We start from the raw sequence: 21,372 nt of genomic DNA on the forward strand, positions 1-21,372 counted from the left end.
TCAGCCTCCCGGCGACAGGCCATCGGCCAGCGTTCGCCGGTAGGCCAGCAATGCCGGCACCAGCCCGGCCACGGCGCCGATCAGCAGCACGCCTGCCACCCACGCCAGCTCGCGGCCATCCGGCCAGACATGGGTGATCGACAGCCCGAAGGTGGCCAGCACCCAGCCGCGCCCGGCAATGCTGGCGACCACCAGCAGCGACAGGGCCAACACGCAGGCCACGGCACTGGTCGCCACCGCCTCCACCACCAGCAGGCCAGCGATGTAACCCGGTCGCGCGCCGGTGGCACGCAGGATGGCCATCTCGCGCCGCCGCTCCTGCAGGGTCGAGACCAGCAACGCCACCAGCGACACCATGCCCAGCAGCACCACCATCGCGCTGATCAGCTGCAGGGCGTGCTCGGCGGTACCCAGCGACTGCCACAGTTGCTGCAGGGTCACGCCGGGCAGGATCGCCAGCATCGCCTCGTCCGGATACTCGTTGATCCTGCGCTGTACCGAGAACGTGGCGATGCGCGAGTTCAGGCCGAGCATGAAGGCGGTGATGCTGGTCGGGGTCAGGTCCAGGTGGCGCGCCTGCTCGGCGCTGACGCTCTGGCTGCGCAGCTGCACGCCGGATCGCCAGTCGACATGGATCGCCTCGATGGCTGGCAGCGATACCAGCAGCGACGAATCCACCGGCGTGCCGGTGCGCTGCAGGATGCCGGCAACACGGAACGGCTTGTCGGCATGCGTGGCCAGGGTGACCGCGCCGGTGCCGTGCGCCAGCACGATCTCGTCGCCGAGGCCGACCTTCTGCGCGCGTGCCACCTCCGCGCCGATTACCGCGTCGTACAGATCATCAAAGGGCCGCCCCTGTGCAAAGGCCAGCTCGTGGCCGGAACCATAGCGATAGTGTTCAAAATAGCCGCCCGTGGTACCCACTACCCGGTAGCCGCGCCAGGAATCGCCCAGCGACAGTGGCACCGACCACTTCACCTGCGGCAATGCGGACAGCTCCTGGTAGGACTGCCAGGACACGTTGTTGGTCGGGTCGCCGATATGGAACACCGAGTACAGCAGCAGGTTCACCGGCCCCGAGCGCGCGCCGACGATCAGGTCGGTGCCCGATACGGTGCTGGCGAACCCCTCGTGGGCCTGCGTGCGTACACGCTCGACGCCCAGCAGCAGCACCACGCTGAGAGTGATGACCAGCACGGTCAGGCCGACACTCAACGCACGGCTGCGCAGGCTGGCCCAGGCAAGCTCAAGCATGGCCGGCACCTGCCTGGTTGATCTCGGACAGTGAAATGGTGCGGTCGAACAAGGGCTGCAGGCTGTCGTCATGGCTGACCACCAGCACCGTGGTGCCGGCCGCCTCGCACTGCGCGGACATCAGCTTCAGGAAGGCGGTTGCCGCTTCGCGGTCGAGCGCCGAGGTGGGCTCATCGGCCAGCAGCAATGCCGGCCGACCGATCAGGGCGCGTGCCGCCGCCACGCGTTGTTGCTGGCCGACACTGAGCGTACCTGCACGCCGCTGCATCAGTTCAGGATTGAGCTGCAGGGCCTGCAGCAGGCGGGCAATCTCGGCATCCAACGGCCCACTGATGCGCGCGCTGCGCAGGCGCGAGAAGCGCAGGCCCAGCGCAATGTTGTCGCGCACGCTGAGGAACGGCAGCAGATTGAACTGCTGGAAAATCACGCCCAAATGGTCGGCGCGGAAACGATCCCGCGCCGCGCCTCCCATGTCCTGCAGCGCCTGGCCGGCCACCTCGACACGGCCCTTGCCGGGCAGCAGCACGCCCGCCAGCAGGCCCAGCAGGGTACTTTTGCCGCCACCACTGATTCCGCGCAGCAGCACGCTGCTGCCCTGCTCGATCCACAACCGCGGGATGTCCAGCACCGGGCGCATGCCGTAGCCGAACTGCACGTCTTCCAGGGCGATCACCGGTGCCGTGCTCACGGGGCCAGCACCACGCGCAGGTTGTCGGGCGTGAGCACGCTGCGGTTCTGGCCATTGGCGGTTGCGCTGTTGACGATGACTTCGTGCAGGCCCGGGAACAGTACGGGCAGGCGCACGACGATGGCGCGCAGCTCGACCGGTTTGGCACAGTGGTACAGCAGCGTTGCGCTGAAACCTGCGTGCCGGTGCTGTCCCGGCGGCGGCGCGGCGGCTGTGGCGTCGAAGCCCTCTGCATCGGCTTTACTGATGGCCAGACGGCAGTCTGCAGCGGTGGGCAAGGTGACCCAGCTGCCGCCCTTCAGCACTGTGGTAGCCCGTGCCAGCGCGGCCTGCTCGGCTGCATTGGCCGGCGGTCGCTCGTAATCGAGGATGCCGATGCCGGGGGCCTGAAGGGCGAATTCCAGCGTTTGCTGGTCAAGCGCAACATCGACGGTCGCTTGGCCGTGCACGTGCGGTGCGTGCTGGCGGATGTCATGGGCCTGCGCGGCGCTGGCAGCCAGCAGCAGGAAAAGAGCAGCAGAAAGCTTCATGGGGGAGGCTCCAATTGTTACTATGTAACATTATGGACCACATCCCCACGACGACCGCAAGGGCCCTGGCCCACTCGCCAACTTCGGCACGCTGGCACCCCCGCTTCGATCTTGCCGGTGCCTGGCTGTCCCTCGCCTGCGCCGTCCATTGCATCGCCCTGCCCCTGCTGCTGGCCTTCGTGCCGGCAGCGATGATGGCGCTGCGCTCGTTCCAGCACCCCGGCCATGGCGCGATGACGGTGCTGCTGATGATGTCGCGCTGGGAGTGGCTGTTCGCGCTGCTGGCCTCGTCGCTGGCCCTGGCGAGTACCTCGGCCGGGGTGCACCGGCATGGGCGCTGGCGGCCTGTGCAGCTGGCCTGCGCCGGCGCCATCCTGCTGCTGTCGGCCTCGCTGTATCTGCCGCTGAAGGAATCGCTGCTCTGGCATGGCGTGGCGACAGCCAGTGGTGGCGTGCTGCTGGCATGCGCGCACATCGGCAACCGGCGCGCGCTGCGCCGGCGCCCCTAAGATGCCGGCCAGCGGCCGGCACTACCTATGGTCAGAAGCGGTAGCCTACTTCCGCGCCGAAGATCCGCGGGCTGTCGACCGGGCCGTAGTAGTTGCCGTCGCGACCGAAGGCAAGATTGTCGAAGATCAGGCCATTGATGCGACGCTTGTTGGTCAGGTTCTGCACGAAAATCCGTGCGCTCCATGGTCCGGTCTCGTAGCCCAGCTGCGCACCCAGCACGGCGACGGCCGGCTGGAAGGCGCGGTTGCGCTCGTCCAGCGCGCTGGAACCGGTGAACTGCGACTCCAGCCGCGCGTAAAGGCCAGACTCGAACTGGTAGCGTGCGGCCAGGTAGCCGGTGTAATGCGGCGTCAACTTGACCCGCTTGCCGTCGAGATTCTGGTCCACGCTGACCCACAGCTTGGTGTATTTCGCATCGACGTAGCCCACATTCGCCATCAGCGTGAAGCCAGGCACTACTTCGAACACACCCTCCAGTTCTGCACCCCGTGATCGGATCGAGGCGTCCGATCCCACGTAGTCCGACGAAATCGGGCGGCCGTTGGCATCGGTGGCCACCTGGATCTCCTGCCAGTTGTCCGAGGTAATGTGGAACAGCGCACCGCCGATGTGGCCACGACCGCCGGCCAGGTTCATCTTGAACCCCAGCTCATGGCTCCACATGCGTTCGGATTCGTAGCGCAGCACCTTGTCATTGACCACATCGCTCTGCGCTGCGGCCAGGTTGAAGCCACCTGGAATGTAGCCCTTCGCCGAGGCGGCATAGAACGACAGGTCGTCGGTGGCGTCGTAGCGCAGCGACACCCGCGGCAGCGTGGCCGAGAAGGTGTGCGCCAACGCCGCGTCGCGGTACAGAACGCGGCCACCGGCACCCAGGTCCAGCGTACCGGCACGCTGTTCAGTGGAGCGCCGCGCCTGCTCATGGCGCAGGCCCGCACTGGCAGTCAGCTTCGGCAACGCCGGGAAGGTAAAACTGGCGGTAGCAAACACACTGTAGTCCTCGCCCTTCGAGGTCTGCCGCGGCGCCAGGTTGTAGCTGTCCAGCCCATGCAGCGCGGGGCCGACGAATGTGCCAAGAATCGAATCCTTGCTGTTGCGGTAGGTGGACACACCCGCCATCCAGGTCAGCGCCTGGTCGCTGGGCGAACTGAAGCGCGCCTCGGCCGTCCACTCGCGCTTCCGGTCGTAGATGCGGCCTGCCAGTGCCGGGCTTTGGGTCATGTCGAAGTCATAGCCGGCGGAGGTCACTTCCTCGCTGCGCCAAGAGGCGGCCACGTCCAGCGTGCCGGCCTGCAGCTGCCATTGCGCGCTCAGACCCGCCACCGACTCGTCCTTCTCGGTGCGCTTGGGTGCGTCGTTGATGTAGGTGAAGTCACCGGCACGACGACCACCGTTGAGCGACGTTCCGTAGGTGCGGTTGTACAGCCCGGTATCCAGCGGCAGGTACTCGTACTCGAACATGCCGGGCGCGCGGGTACGCAGGTGGTAGGCCAGTGCGTTCACCGAGACATAGTCGCTTGGCCGCCAGCGCAGTTTGCCCTGCAGATAGCCTTCGCCCACCCTGCCGCGCGCACCGGACGGCGTGAGGTTCTTCTGGTAGGCATCCTCATCCGAGCCCATGAACGCCACCGAGCCGGACAGGCTGCCCGTCTTGTTCAACGGCCCTGCCAGGAAGCCATCGAGAGCGGTGCCATTGCCGTTGCCGAACCAGGTGCTGCGCACATTGACCTCGCCCTCTCGCGCATCGGCCGGGCCGCGTGTGCGCACCAGCACCAGCCCCGACTCGCTGTTGGCACCGTACAGCGTGCCCTGCGGCCCGCGCAGCACTTCCACCGACTCGACCTGGTTGAGCACTGCGTTGCTCAACTCCCGGAACGGGATGCCATCGATGTAGACCGAGGCACGATTGACCAGGAACGGATTGGACTCGATGCCGCGGATCGAGATGAACATGTTGCTGAGCTGCCCCATCGCATTGAATTTCACGTTGGGCGCGAGCTTGTCGAGGTCACGGAACTCGGTGACACCCGCCTCCTTCAGCGCCTGCCGGTCCAGTACCGTCACCGACAGGTCGCTCTTCAGGTACGGAGTGTCGCGCTTGGAGCCGGTGACCCGGACGCCGTCGAGCGTGGCCGGGTCGGTCTGTTGGGCCAGAGCTGGGATGGCGGGAATGAGCAGGGATGCCGCGATGAACGCGGCAGCAGGCGTAGACGACTTCAAAGCGGGAACCTCGACGGATGGTGTGGCGGACGCGCGGGCGGCGGCAGCGCAGGACAAGAGTGTTATCCTGTAACATTCGCACAGCGCCGCCACTCCGTTCCTGGCAGCCCTGCTCCGTTTCCGGATCCATGACACGTGCTTTCCTGATGCGAGCCCTCGCCGACCAGCTGCTGCAGGAAACCGGCCCACAACCGCCCGCGATGGTGACCAGTGACGACGGTGCGGTCGTGCTGCTGCGCCACCGCTTCGAACCGAGCGAAGGCGGCCTTGGCCATCCACACCAGCTGCGCCTGGGCATGGCCATCGGTGGCGGCGGGCGCCTGCAGCAGCGCAGCCAGAGCGGCCTGCTGCAGGGCCTCTGGCAACCTGGTCAATTCAACGTGGTCCTGCCTGGTGACATCGGCACCTATGCCAGCCCTGCAGTGGAAGTGCTCGGCCTTGCCATCGATACCGGCCGCCATCCGCTGGAAACGCACCAGCTGCATGACCTGCAACCGCTGGCGGCGCGCCTGCAGCGCGACCCGGTGGTCACCTCGGTGCTGCAGGCGTTGTGGTGCAGCGCGCAGGCCGATGCCTGCCTTCCCGGATTCCTCGAGCACGGCGCGCAGGTGCTGCTGCACCGCCTGCAACAGCTCGCCGGACATGCGCGAGCGACGCCGCCAAGGGGCCCCGCGCTGTCGGTGCGGCAACTACAGCGCCTGCAGGAGTACATCGACACGCAGTACGGCCAACCGCTGGCGGTTGCACAGCTGGCGGCGGCACTGCAGATGGACCCATCGACGTTCAGCCGTGCGCTGCGTGCGGCCACCGGGCTGCCGCCCTATGCCTTCCTCACCCAGCGCCGCATGCAGTGGGCGCGCGCGCAGCTTGTGCAGGGGCGCAACGTCACCGAGGTTGCATTGGCCTGTGGCTACGCCAACCCCAGCAAGTTCAGCGCGGCCTTCCGGCGTGTAGTCGGCTGCTCACCGTCTGCGTGGGCCACGCAGCACCGCAGCCCGTGGTAGCGCCGGGTCCTGCCCGGCGAGCCGTGCCCCTCACTCGTCGAACGGTCGCTGCCCCAGTGTCTGCGTCACGTGGTCCACGAAACAGGTGATACGCGCGGCCAGCGCGGTGTTGCGGTAGTACACCGCGTTGATCGGCTGCCGCACCTCCTGCGTCTGCCTGGCGAACAGCTGCACCAGATGGCCGTCACGCCGGTCCTGGCGGGTCAGGAAATCAGACAGGCAGGCGATGCCCAGCCCGGCCACCGCCATCTGCCGCAGTGTCTCGCCACTGGATGAAGCGATGGCCGGCTCGATCACGAAAGGCCCGCCATCGGTATCGTGCAGCGGCCATTCGTTCAACGAACTGGGCTGGGTGAAGCCCAGCAGGTCATGCTCGCGCAGCTGCTCCACCCGAGTCGGCGTGCCATGCCGGCGCAGATACTCGGGGCTGGCTACCACGCGGATACGGCTGTGGCCGATCGGCCGCGCATGCAGGGTCGAATCGCGCAGCACGCCGATGCGGAATGCTACGTCGGTGCGCTTCTCGATCAGGTCGGTGATGCCTTCATTGGAATTCAGCTCCAGCTCCACCTGCGGGTAGCGCTCACGGAACCCCTCAAGCAGCGGCACGATCACGTGCAGCATGAATGGCGTGGCCGCATCCACGCGCAGGCGCCCGACCGGCTGCAGCCGCCGCGCGGCCATCTGTTCTTCGGCCTCGTCCACCGTGGCCAGGATCGTGCGCGCGTACTCCAAGAACGCCGCGCCTTCCTCGGTCAGCTCCAGCCGCCGCGTGGTCCGCCGCAGCAGCGTGGTCTGCAGCTTGTCCTCCAGCCGCGCCAAGGTGCGGCTGGTGGCCGAGATGGTCAGTTCCAGCGCCTCGGCCGCCGCCGTGATCGAACCACTGTCGACCACGGCCACGAAGGCCTTCAGCTCATCCAGGGTGGTTTTCATTTTTTACCTCGGCGCAAAAGCGTTTCCCGAATACACGGCTTAATCAACAAATGTAAAGCGCCCACACTTCGCCCTGTCCCGAGCCCACCGGCTCTCAACGAAGTCCCTGGAGTCCATCATGAGCGTTCCTTCCTTTGGCGTCGGCACCTTCCGCCTGACCGGCCAGACCGTCATCGACTCGGTGCGCAACGCCCTCGAGGTTGGCTACCGTGCAGTCGATACCGCGCAGATCTATGGCAACGAAGCCGAAGTCGGCCAGGCCATCGCCGAATCCGGCGTCCCGCGCGACCAGCTGTTCCTGACCACCAAGATCTGGGTGGACAACCATGCCGCCGACAAGCTGATCCCGAGCCTGCGCGACAGCTTGGCCAAACTGCGCACCGACTACGTCGACCTGCTGCTGATCCACTGGCCGGCGCCGGGCAATGGCATTGAACTGCGCGAGTACATGACCGCGCTGGCCGAAGCCAAGACGCTGGGCCTGACCCGCCAGATCGGTGTGTCCAACTTCAACATCGAGCTGACCCGGCAGGCCATCGAGGTGGTCGGCGCCGGCGAGATCGCCACCAACCAGATCGAACTGAGCCCCTACCTGCAGAATCCGGCACTGACCGCCTTCCTGCAGGACCAGGGCATCACCGTCACCTCCTACATGACCCTGGCCTACGGCAAGGTGCTGAAGGATCCGGTGCTGGCCGCCATCGCCGACAAGCACCAGGCCACCGTGGCCCAGGTCGCGCTGGCGTGGGCACTGCAACTGGGTTACTCGGTCATCCCGTCCTCGACCAAGCGCGAGAACCTGGCCAGCAACCTGCTCGCCCAGGACCTGCACCTGGATGCCGATGACATGGCCGCGATCGCTGCGCTTGACCGCAACGGCCGCGAAGTCGATCCGCCGGGCCTGGCCCCGGCCTGGGACTGAGGAGCCTCGCCATGGGCAGTGCGTTGGCGCGGCTGCAGGCCGGTGGTTTCAGCATCGGCATCGAAGCACCGCTGGACAATGACTGGACGCCGCTGGGCGAACAGGCACGACGCGCCGCGCGACGCCTGCCCGGCGAACCGGACCTGCAGCGCCATGCAGAACTGGCACGGTTGGCCGACCGCCTCGGCTTCCGTGCGCTGTGGGTACGCGACGTGCCGGTGTACGACCCGGCCTTCGGCGATGCAGCGCAGGTGTTCGAGGTATTCAGTTACCTCGGCTACCTGGCCGGCATCACCGAGCACATCCTGCTGGGCACCGGTGCGGTGGTGCTGCCGATCCGTGAGCCGTTACTGACCCTGAAGTCGGCGCGCAGCGTGCAGCACCTCAGCGGCGACCGCCTGCTGCTGGGCGTAGCCAGTGGCGACCGCCCGGTGGAATACCCGCTGTTCGGCCGCGACTTCGACAGCCGTGGCAGCCGTTTCCGCGAGCAGATCGCATTGCTGCGCGAAGGCGCCACCGCGCACCTGCCGCAGGGGTTGGATGTGCTGCCCGCGGATGGCCCGGCCTTGCCGCTGTTCGTGGCCGGCCTGGCCCAGCAGCAACCGGCATGGATCGGCCAGCACATGGATGGCTGCCTGGCCTACCCGGGCACGCCGCAGGACCATGTACGACGCGTAGCGGCCTGGCGCGCCGTGGCCGGCAACAAGCCCTATGCCAGCTTCATCCACCTGGACCTGGTGGCCGATGCCGATGCCCCCCTGCAGCGCTGGCGCTTCGGCCTGCGCGGCGGCCGCAACGCCCTGCTGACCGAACTACGCGCCATGCAGGCGGCCGGTGTCGACCACATCGGCCTGCAGTTCCGCCGCAACGAACGGCCGCTGGCCGAAACCTTCCACGAAATCGCCGAGTACGTGCTGCCGCACTTCCCGGCCCATGCCGGCGCCGCTGCGCCGCATGCCCCGCATGCCGCCCCCACGACGGCCTGACAGCTACCGGAGCTTTGCCATGAAGATGAAGACCCTGGCCGCGCTTGCGCTGGCCACCCTGCCGCTGTCCTTCCAGGCCACCGCCGAGGACTGGTATCCCTCTGCCTACGGTGCCAACGACGAGATCGGCGCGGCCAACCTGCTCACCGCGGACGTGGTCAAGCACGCGGTATCGCTGGTCAGGACCGGCAAGACCTATCCGCTGGCGGTGCCGGTGGACAAGAACCTGCCTGCGTTCCGCCACCGCAGCTTCCGCCTGTACAACGTGCAGGTCGGCCAGCAGGCCGGCAAGTCGCTGGGCCCCAACACGTTCACCTTCAACGATGAACTGGTGAACGCCTGGACCGGCGTTGGCACCCAGCTCAACGGCATCGGCCATATCGGCATCGACAATGTCTACTACAACGGCAACAAGGCCGCCGACTTCGTCACCGTGGACGGCGTACGCAAGCTCGGCGTCGAGAAGGTGCCGCCGATGGTCACCCGCGGCGTCGTGCTGGACATGACCGCGTACTACGGCAAGGCGATCGTGCCCGGCGGCACCGAGTTCACCGTGGCCGACATCCAGGCCGTGCTGAAGAAGCAGGGCCTGAGCCTGCGCAAGGGCGACGTGGTGCTGTTCAACACCGGTTGGCTGGAACTGATCGGCAAGGACAACACGCAGTTCCTGGAAGTGGAGCCGGGTATCGGCATGGAGGCCGCGAAGTGGCTGGCCGACCAGGGCATTGTCGCCTTCGGTGGCGACACCTGGGCCTCGGAGGTCTACCCGAACCCGAACGGTGCCGAGGAGTTCCCGATCAACCAGTACATGCTGGCCAAGCGCGGCATCTACAACCTGGAGCTGATCGACAGCCGTGCCCTGGTGCGCGACAAGGCCTGGGAATTCCTGTTCGTGCTCGGCCAGCCGCTGTACGTCGGCTCGACCCAGGTCAACATCAACCCGGTGGCGATCCGATGAATACTGCCCCCGCCTTGCCGTTGTTCGCCGGCCGCCGCTTCCGCGTCAGCTATGACGGCCTGGCCGCCGACAACGTCTACAGCGCCGATGGCCGCCATGTGCAGTACGCCATCGTCTCCGGCGCCTATGCCGGTGCGCAGGGCGAAGCCGCCTGCGAGTGGCAGCAGATCAGCGAAGGGGTCTATGCCATTTCGTGGCAGGAAGCCGATGGCGCAACGGTCGTGCATGTCGATGACTTCGTCGGCGGGCGTTCGCTGGCCTGGTTCACCGCCACCGATGGCAGTTTCCATCGCATGCAGGGGCCGTTGGCAGCACTGTGATGCCGGCCAGCGGCCGGCACCACCGGTGAGTGGACGGAACATTACAGATCGGTAATGTTCGGGTCAGGGCGGCGAAAGGCGCCGCCCTCCACTCTGGGGGCCACTTCTTCCAAAGGTGTCCCGCGCATGACCCGTTCCCTGCTCCGCTCCGCTTCCCTTGCTCTTCTCCTGTCCGGCCTCGCGGTTGCGCCGCTGGCCCTGGCCCATCCCAGCCTGGTGCGTTCGACGCCGGCCGCCGACGCCACCATAGCTCCGGCGACCGAGATCACGCTGCAGTTCAGTGAGAAGGTGATGCCGCGCGCCACCCGTATCGAACTGAGCATGGACCATGGCCGCATGAAGATGGCCGTGCCCACCGCCGCGCAGGACCTCTCCGAAGATGGTCACACGCTGCGTGCGCGCTTCGCCAAGCCGCTGCCCGCCGGCAGTTACGCACTGCAATGGCGCGCGGTCGGCCAGGACAGTCATCCGATGACCGGCAACTACCGCTTCACCGTGAAGTAAGGCCGCCGTCATGGCCGAGCTCTCGCCGTATGCGCTGCGGCTGGCGCTGTACCTGGTGCTGATGCTGCTGTTCGGGCGGCTGCTGTTCGTCCGCCCCGGACTGCCGCGCAGCATCTCGCTGACGCTCGCCGTGGTTGCGCTGATCCTGGTCGTCATCGATGCCGTGAACCGGTTGTCGGGCGTGCTTGGCGTCCCGGCAGCCGACATCGACCCAGCAACGGCGCACTGGTTCCTCACCGGCACGCCGGTGGGTGAGGCCGGCCTGCTGCGCACCGTGGCGGTGCTGGCAATGCTGCCCCTGCTGGCATCCGTTACGCCGCTGCGGGGCCTGCGCCGCCTGGCGCTGCTCGCGTTGTCCGCCATCGCCCTGGCCAGCCTGTCCTGGAACGGCCATGCCGCCGCCGGGGATGGCTTCGGTGGCACCTTGCGGCTGGTGGCCGGCATCGTGCACCTGCTGGCCGCCGGCGCCTGGGTCGGCGCGATCGCCGCCATCCTGCAGTTGGCGGCGCGACCGCAGGGCCTGCGCCTGCGCGAGCGCACCCACGAGCTGTGGCAGGCCGCCCACAGCTTCGCCCTGCCCGGCACGATCATCGTCGCCACCCTGGCGATGACCGGGACCTACACCTATGTCGATCTTGGCGGTTCCGTGCAGACCCTCATCGGCACCGCGCACGGACGCTGGCTGCTGCTCAAACTCGCCCTGGTCGGTGGCATGCTGGGGCTGGCCGCCCTGCATCGCTGGCGGCTGGTACCGGCGCTGGCCAGCTCCATCCGCGGCGGCTGGCAACCACGGCCACTGCGCTCACTGCGCCACAGCCTGGCCTTCGAATCGGTACTGGCCGTGCTGGTGCTGGCCTGCGTGGCCGTGCTCGGTACGCTGGATCCGCTGACATGAGCCTGCGCAGCCGGCCCACGCGCAAGCTGCGATGATGGGTGCATCATGAAACTGCTGATCGTCGAAGACGAACCCAAGACCGGCAACTACCTGCGCCAGGGCCTGATCGAGGCCGGCTACGTGGTCGATCTCGCCTGCAACGGTGTCGACGGGCTGCACCTGGCCGGCAGCGGCGAGTACCAGCTGGTCATCCTCGACGTGATGCTGCCCGGCCTGGATGGCTGGAACGTGCTGTCGCGGCTGCGCGAGGCCGGCTGGCAGGTGCCGGTGCTGTTCCTGACCGCGCGCAGCAGCATCGCCGACCGCGTGCAGGGCCTTGAGCTGGGTGCCGACGACTACCTGGCCAAGCCGTTCGCCTTCGCCGAGCTGCTGGCGCGCGTGCGCACCCTGCTGCGTCGCGGCCAGGCGCTGCCACAGACCGAGCGCATCGTCATCGCCGACCTGGTGGTGGACACTCTGCGCCGCCGGGTCGAACGCGGCGGCCAGCGCATCCCCCTCAGCCAGAAGGAATACACCCTGCTGGAACTGCTGGCGCGCCGTCGCGGCGAAGTGCTGCCGCGCTCGTTGATCGCCTCGCAGGTGTGGGACATGAACTTCGACAGCGACACCAATGTGATCGACGTGGCGATCCGCCGCCTGCGCGCCAAGATCGACGATGACTTCGATGCCAAGCTGATCGTCACCGTGCGCGGCATGGGCTATGTACTGGAGGCGCCGGACGACGGTGCAGCGCACAGCGGATGAGCCTGCGTCGTTCCATCGCGGTACGGCTGACGCTGCTGTTCGCCATCGTGGCCACGCTGGTGCTGGCCGCGTTGGGCGTAGCGATCTATGTCAGTGCCCGCCACGACCTGGTCGCCCAGGACTTCGTCGAACTGGAGAACAAGGTCGCGTTGATCCGTGACCTGGCCGATAACGGACCTGCGTCCGCACGCGGGCAGCGGTTGGCAGAGGCGCTGGGCCATCATCCGGATATCGCCTTCCACATTGTTGACGGGCGTGGCGCGGTGCTGTTCTCGACCGCACCGGCACTGCTGCGCGAGCATGCACGCAGCCAGCCCATCGACGACGCGCCACGGCGGCACGACTGGATCCTCGCCGATGGTCGCTGCATGCATGCCCTGCACCTGCGCCAGGCCCTGGCCGACGGCAGCCACCTGGTCATCCTGCTGGCCATCGATGACGACCGCCATGCCGATTTCCTGCAGCGCTTCCGCCACCTGCTGGCGATCGCCATCATCGGCGCCGCCGTGGCCAGCAGCCTGCTCGGCGGCTATGTGGTGCGGCGCACGCTGCGGCCGCTGCGCACGCTGGCCGATGAGGCCCGGCAGATCACCGCCGGTCGGTTGCAGCGACGTCTGAGCGCGCGTGCTGCACCGGCCGAACTGGAGCAGCTGGCGCAGACGCTCAACGGCATGTTGGCGCGCCTGCAGCAGGATTTCGCGCGACTGACCGAGTTCTCCGGTGACCTTGCCCACGAGCTGCGCACCCCGATCACCAACATGCTGACCCAGGTGCAGGTGGTGCTGGCGCACCCGCGCAGCAACGAGGCCTACCGCGAGACGCTGGCGTCGTGTGCCGAGGAACTGCAGCAGCTGGCGCAGACCGTGGGCGACCTGCTGTACCTGGCGCAGGCCGAGTCGCCGGGCGCGCTGCCATCGCGCGAGCCGGTGGCGCTGGAGGGAGTGGTGGATTCGCTGCTCGAGTTCTACGACCTGCTGGCCGAGGACCGGCAGTTGACCCTGCGCCGCGAAGGCACCGCACGCGTCGAGGGCAACCGCTTGATGCTGCACCGTGCGATCGCCAACCTGCTGTCCAACGCGTTGAAGCACGCCACTGCCGGTAGCGAGGTGCGGGTGCGGCTGGCCGAGGCCGATGGCGTGTGCAGGGTCAGCGTGCACAACCTTGGCACGCCGATTGCCGCCGAAGCGCTGCCGCGCCTGTTCGATCGCTTCTACCGCGGCGAACGTGGCCGCCACGAAGGTGCCGGGCTGGGCCTGGCGATTGCCCGCGCGATTGCACAGGCGCATGGCGGCAGCGTGAGTGTTGTGTCGGATGACACCGGCACCGTGTTCGAGCTGGTGCTGCCGGGCGCAGCCGCCCGGTAGTGCCGGCCGCTGGCCGGTACCCCTGGTGCATCAAGGGCATTGCAGTTGCCGGCCAGCGGCCGGCACTACCCCAACACAGCCATCCCGTCGCGGCGTTTCAGGAACGCCGCTTCGGTAGTGCCGGCCGCTGGCCGGCAACCCCGGTCTGGTCGAACACCCCAGCCACCCAGTCGATGAACACCCGCAACCGCGGCGACGGCGTGCGGTTGCGGGGGTAGACCAGGCTCAACGGGCTCGGCGTCGGCGGTGCCTCCGGCAACAGCTCGACCAGCTGCCCGCGCGCGATATACGGGTCCATCCGGTAGCGCGGTGCCTGGATGATGCCCAGGCCCGCCAGCGCGGCGCCAAGGAACGCATCCGCGCCTGAAACACGCACCCGCGCCGGCAGCGGCACGTAGCGCACCTGTCCCGCCTGTTGGAACTCCAGGGGAATCAGCTGGCCGGTCGCGCTGGAGCGATAGCCGACCATCTGGTGGCCTTCCTCCAGCGATTCGATGGTATCGGGCAGGCAGTGCGCCTGCACATAACCCGGCGAGGCCACCGTCACCTCGCGCAGCATCGCCAACCGGCGCGCCGCCAGATCGCTGTCGGCCAGCGTCCCCACCCGCAACGCCGCATCCACGCCTTCGCGCAGCAGGTCGACATAGCGGTCGCCTTCGCTGACGTCCAGCTCGATCTCCGGGTAGCGCTGCAGGAAGTCCGGCAGGTGCGGAAACAGCAGGTGCCGGCCCAGCGTGCCATGCACTTCAATGCGCAACGGACCGCGTGGCGGCCCGTCACGGAACGCGGCCTCGGCATCGTCCATGTCGGCGATCAGGCGCAGGCAACGCCCATAGAACGCCTCACCTTCCAGGGTGGGCACCACCAGCCGCGTGGTCCGGTGCAGCAGGCGCACGCCCAGCCGGTGTTCCAGCGCCTTGATCGCGTCGGTCACCGTGGCCCGTGGCAGGCCCAGGTCCTCGGAGGCACGGGTGAAGCTGCGGCGCTCGACGATACGGACGAAGGCGCGCATGGCCGTGAAGCGATCCATTGTTCGGCTATCCGGATGATATTGGCGGATTATGCAGGATTATCCGGACCATCGATGTGGCGAAGATGGCTCTGCGCCACTCCGGCGTGCGCTGCTGGAAGCCACCATGACCCTCTCCCCCGCCCGCTCTGTCGCCCTGGTCACCGGCGGCTCCCGTGGCATCGGCGCCGCCATCTCCCGCCGGCTCGCCGCCGATGGCCACGCGATCACCATCAACTATGCGGGGCGCCGCGACGACGCCGAAGCCTTGGCGGCCGAACTCAACGCGGCAGGTGCGCAGGCCATCGCGCTGCAGGCCGATGTCTCCGATCCGCAGGCGGTGCGGCAGCTGTTCGATGCCATCGAAGCCCGTTTCGGCGGCATCGACGTGGTGGTCAACAGCGCCGGCGTATTGCAGCTGGCGCCGCTGGCCGACACCGACGACGCATTGTTCGAGCGGGTGATCGGCATCAACCTCAAGGGGGCCTTCAACGTGCTGCGCGAAAGCGCGCGACGGGTGCGCGACGGCGGCCGGCTGATCACCCTGTCCACCAGCGTGGTCGGCATCAGGCTTGAGAACTACAGCGTTTACGCAGCCAGCAAGGCGGCGGTGGAGACGATGGGCGCGATCCTCAGCAAGGAGCTGCGCGGGCGCAACATCACCGTGAACGCGGTGGCACCCGGCCCCACCGCCACCGACCTTTTCCTGGACGGCAAGTCACCGGAACTCATCGAGCGGCTGGCGAAGATGAACCCCCTGGAGCGGCTGGGTACGCCGGACGACATCGCCGGTGCGGTTGCGTTCCTGGCAGGCACCGATGGCGGGTGGATCAATGGCCAGGTGCTGCGCGCCAATGGCGGGATGGTGTAGATCGCGCGAACGGCATCCACGCATGGCGTGGATCTACTGATCGCATCTCCGCGGAGCGCGGGAACTCGGTAGCGCCGGGTCATGCCCGGCGGCGGGGTCGCATCCACGCATGGCGTGGATCTACCGTGCGGATCATCCGGCGCGCGCCTCGCGGCGGCGATGTACCCAGTAGTACAGCGTGGGCAGTACCAGCAGGGTCAGCAGCATCGCCGACAGCAGGCCACCGATCACCACCACCGCCAGCGGTTTCTGGGTCTCGGCACCAATCGCATGCGAGGTGGCCATCGGCAGCAGGCCGAACATCGCCAGCAGCGCGGTCATCAGCACCGTGCGCAGGCGCTGCAGCGAGCCCTGTACCACCGACTGCAGCAGGTCCATGCCCTGCTCGCGCAGCTGCGCGAAGCGACTGAGCATCACCACCCCGTTCAGCACCGCTTGCCCGAACAATGCAATGAAGCCGATCGCCGCAGACACCGACAGTGGAATGCCGGTCAGCCACAGGGCGAGGATGCCGCCGATCATCGCCAGTGGCACGTTGGCCAGGATCAGCGCGGCGCTGCTGATGTCCTTGAAGGCATCGAACAGCAGCACGAAGATGATCAGCACCGACAGTGGAATCACCCAGCCCAGCCGCTTCATCGCACGCTGCTGGTTCTCGAACTCGCCGGACCATTCCAGGCGGTAGCCTTCCGGCAGCTGCACGCTGGCGTCCACGCGCTTGCGCATGTCGGCCACCACGCTGCCCATGTCGCGGCCGGCGATGAAGATGCTGACCGCCTTGACCCGCTGCGCGTTCTCGCGCGAGATGTTGATCGCACCGCTGGCCATGCGGAAATCGGCCACGTCGGACAGTGTCACCGTGCGGCCATCGCCGATGCCCACCGGCACCGTGCGCAGCCGTTGCAGGTCCCGGTCGGCGTCGTCCAGGCGCAGCGTGATCGGGAACTTGCGGTCGCCCTCCCACAGTTCGCCTACCTGGCGCCCGCCCAGCGCGGTCTCGATCACCTCGTCGATGTCGCGCACATTGAGCCCATAGCGCGCAGCACGGTCGCGGTCGATCTCGATCTGCAGCTGCGGCAATGAGCCGTCGCGGTCGATGAAGGCGCTCTCTACGCCCTCCACGCCACGTACCTGCCCCAGGATCGCCTGTGCCTGCTGGTTGAGCACGTCCAGATCCGAGCCGCTGACCTTGATCACCACCTGGCCCTTGATCTGCGAGATGCTCTCCAGGATGTTGTCGCGCACCGGCTGCGAGATCGAGAACTCGGGCCCGGGAATGCGCTGCTCCAGCGTGCGCTGCAGATCGCTCACCAGCTGTCGCTTGTCCACACCCTTTGGCCACTCCTTCTCCGGCTTCAACGCCACCAGCGCCTCGATCTGGTTGGCGCCCTTGGCATCGGAGCCATCTTCCGGGCGCCCAAGCTTGGCCACGACCGTCGACACCTGCGGGAAGGTGCCGACCAGCTCACGGATGCGCCGCGACTGCTGCTGCGCCTCAGCCAGGCTGGTGCTGGGATCCAGCGTGGCGGTCAACCAGATCGAGCCTTCGTCCAGCTCGGGCAGGAACTCCGACCCCAGCCGGGTGCCCAGCGCCAGCGTGCCGACCAGCAGCGCAACCGCGGTCAGTACCACCGCACGCGGACGGGCCAATGCGCGCTCCAGGATCGGCCGGTACCAGCCGGTCAGGCGGTCCATCAACGGATTGCCGTCGCGCATGCGGTCGCGCCGCAGCCACCAGTAGCAGAACAGCGGCACCACGGTCAGCGCCAGGATCAAGGCACCGATCAATGCCGAGGTCACCGAGTACGCCATGGGCGCGAACATGCGGCCTTCCTGGCGCTGCAGGGTGAAGATCGGGATATGTGCGGCGATGATGATCAGCATCGAGAAGAACGTCGGTCGCCCCACTTCCGACGCTGCCGAAAGAATGGTCGAGAAGCGCGTCTTCCGGTCGGCCGCAGGGGGCAGTTTCGACAATCGCGAGACGATGTACTCGGTGACGATCACCGCGCCATCGATGATGATGCCGAAGTCCATCGCACCCAACGACAGCAGGTTGGCCGGCACGCCCCACAGATGCAGGCCCAGGAAGGTCGACAGCAGCGCCAGCGGCATCATCGCCGCCACGATCAGCGCGGCACGGGCGTTGTACAGGAACAGCCACAGCACCAGGAACACCAGCACCGCACCTTCCAGCAGGTTGCGGAAGACGGTTTTCAGCGTGGTCGAGACCAGCCACGAGCGGTCATAGAACGGCTCGATGCTGACCCCTGCCGGTAACTGATTGGCCTCGATCTCGGCGATGCGTGCATGCAGAGCGTCCAGCACGTCGGACGGATTTTCGCCCTTGCGCATCAGCACCATGCCGAACACTGCATCGTCGTTGTCGTCCTGGCCGACCAGGCCCTGACGCGGCAGGCCGGTGTCGGCGATGCCGGCCAGGTCGCGCACCAGGATCGGCGTGCCCCCGCGCTGCGCCACCACCACATTGCCGATGTCGGCCGGCGAACGCATCAGGCCCACACCGCGGATCAGGAACTGCTGCTGGCCACGCTCCACGTAGCCGCCGCCCGCATTCGAGCTGCCCTTTTCCAGCGCCTCGGCGAACTCACCCAGGCTGATGCCGCGGTCACGCAGCTTGTCCAGGTCCGGCTTGACCTGGAAGGTGCGCGCGAAGCCGCCGAAGCTGATCACATCAGCCACCCCGGGTACGGTGCGCAGAGTGCGCTCCATCGTCCATTCCTGAACGGTGCGCAGCTGGGTTGGCGTCATGTGCGGGCCTTTCAGCACATAACGGTAGATCTCACCTACCGCCGAGCTCATCGCCTCCAGTTCCGGGGTCACCCCTTCCGGCAGCTCCACGCCCTGCAGGCGCTCCAGCACCTGCTGGCGCGCGAAGTAGTCATCGGCCTTGTCGTCGAAGGTCAGGATGATCATCGACAGCCCGAACTGCGTATGCGAGAACACACGCACCGAATGCGGGATGCCGGACAGCGCCACTTCCAGCGGCATCGTCACCTCGCGCTCCACCTCTTCGGCGGCCCGGCCCGGGTGCAGCGATACCACTGTCACCTGGGTGTCGGACACATCCGGGAAGGCTTCCACCGGCAGCACGCGGAACGCGGCAATGCCAGCGCCAATGAACAGCAGCAGTGCCAGCATCACCATCAATGGCTGGCGCAGGCAGTAGGCAATCAGGCGATCGATCATGGGGCGGCGTGCCCCGTGCCGGTGCTGGCGGCGGCCGGCGCGTTGTCCGCCAGCTGCTGCAGCAGCAGGCCGCCCTCGACCACTACCCTGGCGCCCGCTACCAGGCCCTCACGCACCCACAGCCGGCCATCGCCCAGTTCCTCGGCATGCACGGCATGGCGAACGAAGCGGCCCTTGCCCTCCTCGACGAACACCACCTGCTTGCCGTCGATCAACAGCACCGCGGCATCGGGCAGCGAGACACCGCCCTCGGCCGGCAATGCAACCCGCGCACGCACGTACTGGCCAGCCTTGAAACCCCGTGCACGGTTGTCCAGCTCGGCGCGCGCCTGCACCACACGGCGTTCGCTGTCGACGAAATCATCCACGTGCTGCAGGGTCGCCCGCAGCGGCTGTCCATCGGCGCCGGGCACGGTCACCTGCATGCCCGCCTTCAAGCGTCCGGCCAGGCTCTCGGGAACATCCAGCAGCAGCCACAGGCGGTCCGGATCGCCAATCGCCGCCAACGGCTGTTCGCTGTCGGGGCTGACTGCCATGCCCGGGCTCATCCGCCGCTCCACCAGCACGCCATCGATCGGCGCGCGCAGCGGCAGGCGCTGGTCGACGTGCTGGCCATTGCCATACGCCTTGGCGAAGGCGGTTGCACGCGCATGATCGGCCTGGCTGCCGGCGAAGTTGGCCTCGGCCTCGTCCAGTTCGCGGCCCGACGCCACACCCGCCACATGCAACTCGCGGGTGCGCTCCAGCTCCTTGCGCGCCTGCTGCAGCTCGGCGCGGCCACGCACGCCGTCGGCCTGTGCCTGGCCGAACTCGGGCGAGGTGATCCAGGCGATCACCTGCCCAGCCTTCACCTTCTGCCCTGGCTGCGCCTCGATGCGCGCCACCTGCCCCGCCAACGGCGTGTGCAGTGCACTGGATCGGGTCTCGTCCCACACCACCCGGCCCGGCAGCTGCAGGCTGGCGCTGGCGCCGGCGGTCACCGACTCGCTGCGCAGCACGTCCAGCTGCCGGCTGCCGGCAGGAAACTGGATCTGGTCGGCACGGACCTGCGGCGCATCCTCGGTGTAGGACGCCGGCTCACGGCCGCAGCCACCCAGCAGGGCCAGCGCCAGCAAGGCCGGCAGCGCTGCGTGTCGCGCCCTCGGGCGATGGGCGACGGTGGACTTCATCGGGACTCTCCTTCAGCAACGGATGTGGCCGCTTCCCAGCGCGCCAGGGCAATGGCATGGTCGGCACGCGCATCGATCAACGCGGCCTCAAAGTCGCGCCAACTGCGGCGCGCATCCAGCAGATCGGTCAGGCTGGCGGCACCGCGGCGGTAAGCCAGTTCGATGCCCTGCACTGCCTTGCGTGCAGCGTCGGACTGCAGCCCTTCGTAGTCGCTGCGGCGCTGCGCGGCGGACTGCGCGCTGGCCTGCAGCTGGTCCAGTTCGGCGCGTGCTTCGCGCTGCCGCACCTGCAGCTCCAGCACGGCATTGTCACGGTCGGCCTCGGCACGCTGGATCGCGCCGCGTGCACGTGACGGCCCGCCGAGCGGAATGGTCAATGACACACCCCAGGTGACGCCGCTGATGTCGGTCGGCTCGCGCTCGGCCTCCACGCCCAGCTGGATGTCGCGGTGGCGCTCACTGCGCGCCAGCGCCACACCGGCGTCGGCTGCGGCCAGGCGCGAACGTGCCGCGCGCAGATCGGCACGCTGCTGCGGATCGAACGGGCGCGCATCGGCCCTGCCCGCGGGGTCTGGCCACGGATCATCGGCGCTGAGGCCATGGCTGTCGTCGCGGCCGAGCAGCAGGCCCAGTGCATGCCGCGCATCGCGCAGATCCAGCGCTGCCTCGCGCGCCGCGTCGGCCACCGCCAGGTCGTCCACCGCCAGTCGGGCACGATCAACCGGCGCCATCGCCCCTGTCGCAACCTGCTTCTCCGCCGCCGCCATCTGCTCGGTCGAACTCTGGCGGTTGGCATCGGCAATCTGCGCCCGCTCCTGGGCGCCCTTCAGGCCGAAATAGGCTTCATGCAGTGCCACCTGCTGTCGGCGCCTGGCATCGAGCATGTCCAGCCCGGCGACCTCCAGCAGCGCGTCGGCCTGGCGGATGCGCAGTGCGCGCTTGCCGCCGCGTTCCCAGGTCCAGCCCAGGCCAACGGTGCTGTCCACCCGCTTGTCCTGCCAGCGTCCGGGGCCGATGCCATGCCTGGGGCTGATCTTGCTGGTGCCGATCGACAGCTCGGTGGCCGGGCGCAGCGCCGCCGTCTGCGCATCGCCCTGCACACCGCGCAGCTCCAGTGCCGCCGCACGCAGGTCCGGGTTGTGTGCTTCCATTGCGCGCTGCGCTTCCTGCAGGGACAGCGCCGAAGCCGCAGGTGCGCACAGAAGAGTGGCCAATACGGCCGCAAGACGAGAGGAGAAATTCATGCACGTCACGGTAAGGTGATGCACTTGCGCCAAACTT

General features: G+C 67.8%; 20 protein-coding genes. 11 read left to right on the forward strand and 9 right to left on the reverse strand.

The window, feature by feature from the left end; all coding sequences use genetic code 11:
• Genes ACZK4H_RS11855 through ACZK4H_RS11865 form a run of 3 tightly spaced genes read right to left on the reverse strand, consistent with a single transcriptional unit; the run spans position 1 to position 2,472 of the window.
• On the reverse strand, positions 1 to 1,254 hold the full coding sequence (locus tag ACZK4H_RS11855) for an ABC transporter permease (RefSeq protein WP_099550945.1): 1,254 nt from the start codon (positions 1,252 to 1,254) through the stop codon (positions 1 to 3).
• A complete protein-coding gene (locus tag ACZK4H_RS11860; RefSeq protein ID WP_099550946.1) occupies positions 1,247 to 1,942 on the reverse strand; it encodes an ATP-binding cassette domain-containing protein in 696 nt (231 codons plus the stop codon). The genes ACZK4H_RS11855 and ACZK4H_RS11860 overlap by 8 nt, the downstream gene beginning before the upstream one ends.
• Positions 1,939 to 2,472 (reverse strand): ZrgA family zinc uptake protein, encoded by a 534-nt coding sequence (locus ACZK4H_RS11865; protein WP_099550947.1) that lies wholly within the window; start codon positions 2,470 to 2,472, stop codon positions 1,939 to 1,941. The genes ACZK4H_RS11860 and ACZK4H_RS11865 overlap by 4 nt, the downstream gene beginning before the upstream one ends.
• Positions 2,473 to 2,504: 32 nt before the next feature.
• On the opposite strand from ACZK4H_RS11865, the gene ACZK4H_RS11870 reads away from it, so the two are divergent.
• Positions 2,505 to 2,981: a MerC domain-containing protein gene (locus tag ACZK4H_RS11870; protein ID WP_478472974.1), complete on the forward strand. Its 477-nt coding sequence runs from the start codon at positions 2,505 to 2,507 to the stop codon at positions 2,979 to 2,981.
• 31 nt (positions 2,982 to 3,012) lie between these two features.
• Here ACZK4H_RS11870 and ACZK4H_RS11875 read toward each other — a convergent pair whose 3' ends face one another.
• Positions 3,013 to 5,202 (reverse strand): TonB-dependent receptor, encoded by a 2,190-nt coding sequence (locus tag ACZK4H_RS11875; RefSeq protein WP_239503772.1) that lies wholly within the window; start codon positions 5,200 to 5,202, stop codon positions 3,013 to 3,015.
• Positions 5,203 to 5,348: 146 nt separating this feature from the next.
• Between ACZK4H_RS11875 and ACZK4H_RS11880 the strand changes: the two genes are divergently transcribed.
• Positions 5,349 to 6,206 (forward strand): helix-turn-helix domain-containing protein, encoded by an 858-nt coding sequence (locus tag ACZK4H_RS11880; protein ID WP_099550967.1) that lies wholly within the window; start codon positions 5,349 to 5,351, stop codon positions 6,204 to 6,206.
• 30 nt (positions 6,207 to 6,236) lie between these two features.
• Here ACZK4H_RS11880 and ACZK4H_RS11885 read toward each other — a convergent pair whose 3' ends face one another.
• Positions 6,237 to 7,139: a LysR family transcriptional regulator gene (locus ACZK4H_RS11885; protein ID WP_099550949.1), complete on the reverse strand. Its 903-nt coding sequence runs from the start codon at positions 7,137 to 7,139 to the stop codon at positions 6,237 to 6,239.
• A 118-nt stretch (positions 7,140 to 7,257) separates the two neighbouring features.
• On the opposite strand from ACZK4H_RS11885, the gene dkgB reads away from it, so the two are divergent.
• The 8 genes from dkgB (at position 7,258) to ACZK4H_RS11925 (ending at position 13,832) form a co-directional block, all read left to right on the forward strand.
• Entirely contained in the window at positions 7,258 to 8,061 is an 804-nt protein-coding gene (dkgB, locus tag ACZK4H_RS11890) for a 2,5-didehydrogluconate reductase DkgB (RefSeq protein WP_099550950.1), read from the forward strand.
• Between the two features lie 11 nt (positions 8,062 to 8,072).
• Positions 8,073 to 9,047, forward strand: coding sequence for a TIGR03571 family LLM class oxidoreductase (locus ACZK4H_RS11895; RefSeq protein WP_099550951.1), 975 nt, complete (start codon positions 8,073 to 8,075; stop codon positions 9,045 to 9,047).
• Positions 9,048 to 9,066: 19 nt separating this feature from the next.
• Complete coding sequence (locus tag ACZK4H_RS11900; RefSeq protein ID WP_099550952.1) at positions 9,067 to 10,005, forward strand: cyclase family protein; 939 nt, start codon at positions 9,067 to 9,069, stop codon at positions 10,003 to 10,005.
• Positions 10,002 to 10,325, forward strand: coding sequence for a MoaF-related domain-containing protein (locus ACZK4H_RS11905; protein ID WP_049471694.1), 324 nt, complete (start codon positions 10,002 to 10,004; stop codon positions 10,323 to 10,325). The genes ACZK4H_RS11900 and ACZK4H_RS11905 overlap by 4 nt, the downstream gene beginning before the upstream one ends.
• Positions 10,326 to 10,451: 126 nt before the next feature.
• Positions 10,452 to 10,829 (forward strand): copper homeostasis periplasmic binding protein CopC, encoded by a 378-nt coding sequence (gene copC / locus ACZK4H_RS11910; protein ID WP_099550953.1) that lies wholly within the window; start codon positions 10,452 to 10,454, stop codon positions 10,827 to 10,829.
• A gap of 10 nt (positions 10,830 to 10,839) precedes the next feature.
• The gene (gene copD / locus ACZK4H_RS11915; RefSeq protein WP_099550954.1) at positions 10,840 to 11,724 is read left to right on the forward strand and encodes a copper homeostasis membrane protein CopD; all 885 of its coding nucleotides are present in this window, start codon (positions 10,840 to 10,842) and stop codon (positions 11,722 to 11,724) included.
• 45 nt (positions 11,725 to 11,769) lie between these two features.
• Positions 11,770 to 12,468, forward strand: a complete 699-nt coding sequence (locus tag ACZK4H_RS11920) for a heavy metal response regulator transcription factor (RefSeq protein ID WP_099550955.1) — start codon at positions 11,770 to 11,772, stop codon at positions 12,466 to 12,468.
• Positions 12,465 to 13,832 (forward strand): heavy metal sensor histidine kinase, encoded by a 1,368-nt coding sequence (locus tag ACZK4H_RS11925; protein ID WP_099550956.1) that lies wholly within the window; start codon positions 12,465 to 12,467, stop codon positions 13,830 to 13,832. The genes ACZK4H_RS11920 and ACZK4H_RS11925 overlap by 4 nt, the downstream gene beginning before the upstream one ends.
• Before the next feature lie 97 nt (positions 13,833 to 13,929).
• Here the strand turns inward: ACZK4H_RS11925 and ACZK4H_RS11930 are convergent, their stop codons facing one another.
• Positions 13,930 to 14,862: a LysR family transcriptional regulator gene (locus ACZK4H_RS11930; RefSeq protein WP_099550957.1), complete on the reverse strand. Its 933-nt coding sequence runs from the start codon at positions 14,860 to 14,862 to the stop codon at positions 13,930 to 13,932.
• A 106-nt stretch (positions 14,863 to 14,968) separates the two neighbouring features.
• Between ACZK4H_RS11930 and ACZK4H_RS11935 the strand changes: the two genes are divergently transcribed.
• Positions 14,969 to 15,712, forward strand: a complete 744-nt coding sequence (locus ACZK4H_RS11935; protein WP_099550968.1) for an SDR family oxidoreductase — start codon at positions 14,969 to 14,971, stop codon at positions 15,710 to 15,712.
• A 132-nt stretch (positions 15,713 to 15,844) separates the two neighbouring features.
• Here ACZK4H_RS11935 and ACZK4H_RS11940 read toward each other — a convergent pair whose 3' ends face one another.
• Genes ACZK4H_RS11940 through ACZK4H_RS11950 form a run of 3 tightly spaced genes read right to left on the reverse strand, consistent with a single transcriptional unit; the run spans position 15,845 to position 21,335 of the window.
• Positions 15,845 to 18,922: an efflux RND transporter permease subunit gene (locus ACZK4H_RS11940; protein WP_099550958.1), complete on the reverse strand. Its 3,078-nt coding sequence runs from the start codon at positions 18,920 to 18,922 to the stop codon at positions 15,845 to 15,847.
• Positions 18,919 to 20,091 carry an efflux RND transporter periplasmic adaptor subunit gene (locus ACZK4H_RS11945; protein ID WP_478472975.1) on the reverse strand — a complete coding sequence of 391 codons (1,173 nt, stop codon included), beginning with the start codon at positions 20,089 to 20,091 and terminating at the stop codon, positions 18,919 to 18,921. The genes ACZK4H_RS11940 and ACZK4H_RS11945 overlap by 4 nt, the downstream gene beginning before the upstream one ends.
• On the reverse strand, positions 20,088 to 21,335 hold the full coding sequence (locus ACZK4H_RS11950; protein WP_099550960.1) for a TolC family protein: 1,248 nt from the start codon (positions 21,333 to 21,335) through the stop codon (positions 20,088 to 20,090). The genes ACZK4H_RS11945 and ACZK4H_RS11950 overlap by 4 nt, the downstream gene beginning before the upstream one ends.
• Positions 21,336 to 21,372 lie beyond the last annotated feature (37 nt).

It is taken from the genome of Stenotrophomonas sp. 78350_Sma (genome assembly GCF_056482105.1).

What these genes read in the sequence shown, in the direction of transcription:
- ACZK4H_RS11870 (WP_478472974.1), top strand. Translation starts at nt 2,505, where the DNA reads ATGGACCACATCCCCACGACGACCGCAAGGGCCCTGGCCCACTCGCCA.
- ACZK4H_RS11905 (WP_049471694.1), top strand. Translation starts at nt 10,002, where the DNA reads ATGAATACTGCCCCCGCCTTGCCGTTGTTCGCCGGCCGCCGCTTCCGC.
- ACZK4H_RS11885 (WP_099550949.1), bottom strand. Translation starts at nt 7,139, where the DNA reads ATGAAAACCACCCTGGATGAGCTGAAGGCCTTCGTGGCCGTGGTCGAC.
- ACZK4H_RS11940 (WP_099550958.1), bottom strand. Translation starts at nt 18,922, where the DNA reads ATGATCGATCGCCTGATTGCCTACTGCCTGCGCCAGCCATTGATGGTG.
- ACZK4H_RS11865 (WP_099550947.1), bottom strand. Translation starts at nt 2,472, where the DNA reads ATGAAGCTTTCTGCTGCTCTTTTCCTGCTGCTGGCTGCCAGCGCCGCG.
- ACZK4H_RS11925 (WP_099550956.1), top strand. Translation starts at nt 12,465, where the DNA reads ATGAGCCTGCGTCGTTCCATCGCGGTACGGCTGACGCTGCTGTTCGCC.
- ACZK4H_RS11945 (WP_478472975.1), bottom strand. Translation starts at nt 20,091, where the DNA reads ATGAAGTCCACCGTCGCCCATCGCCCGAGGGCGCGACACGCAGCGCTG.
- dkgB (WP_099550950.1), top strand. Translation starts at nt 7,258, where the DNA reads ATGAGCGTTCCTTCCTTTGGCGTCGGCACCTTCCGCCTGACCGGCCAG.
- copD (WP_099550954.1), top strand. Translation starts at nt 10,840, where the DNA reads ATGGCCGAGCTCTCGCCGTATGCGCTGCGGCTGGCGCTGTACCTGGTG.
- ACZK4H_RS11920 (WP_099550955.1), top strand. Translation starts at nt 11,770, where the DNA reads ATGAAACTGCTGATCGTCGAAGACGAACCCAAGACCGGCAACTACCTG.
- ACZK4H_RS11895 (WP_099550951.1), top strand. Translation starts at nt 8,073, where the DNA reads ATGGGCAGTGCGTTGGCGCGGCTGCAGGCCGGTGGTTTCAGCATCGGC.
- ACZK4H_RS11880 (WP_099550967.1), top strand. Translation starts at nt 5,349, where the DNA reads ATGCGAGCCCTCGCCGACCAGCTGCTGCAGGAAACCGGCCCACAACCG.
- ACZK4H_RS11930 (WP_099550957.1), bottom strand. Translation starts at nt 14,862, where the DNA reads ATGGATCGCTTCACGGCCATGCGCGCCTTCGTCCGTATCGTCGAGCGC.
- ACZK4H_RS11950 (WP_099550960.1), bottom strand. Translation starts at nt 21,335, where the DNA reads ATGAATTTCTCCTCTCGTCTTGCGGCCGTATTGGCCACTCTTCTGTGC.
- ACZK4H_RS11935 (WP_099550968.1), top strand. Translation starts at nt 14,969, where the DNA reads ATGACCCTCTCCCCCGCCCGCTCTGTCGCCCTGGTCACCGGCGGCTCC.
- copC (WP_099550953.1), top strand. Translation starts at nt 10,452, where the DNA reads ATGACCCGTTCCCTGCTCCGCTCCGCTTCCCTTGCTCTTCTCCTGTCC.
- ACZK4H_RS11855 (WP_099550945.1), bottom strand. Translation starts at nt 1,254, where the DNA reads ATGCTTGAGCTTGCCTGGGCCAGCCTGCGCAGCCGTGCGTTGAGTGTC.
- ACZK4H_RS11900 (WP_099550952.1), top strand. Translation starts at nt 9,067, where the DNA reads ATGAAGATGAAGACCCTGGCCGCGCTTGCGCTGGCCACCCTGCCGCTG.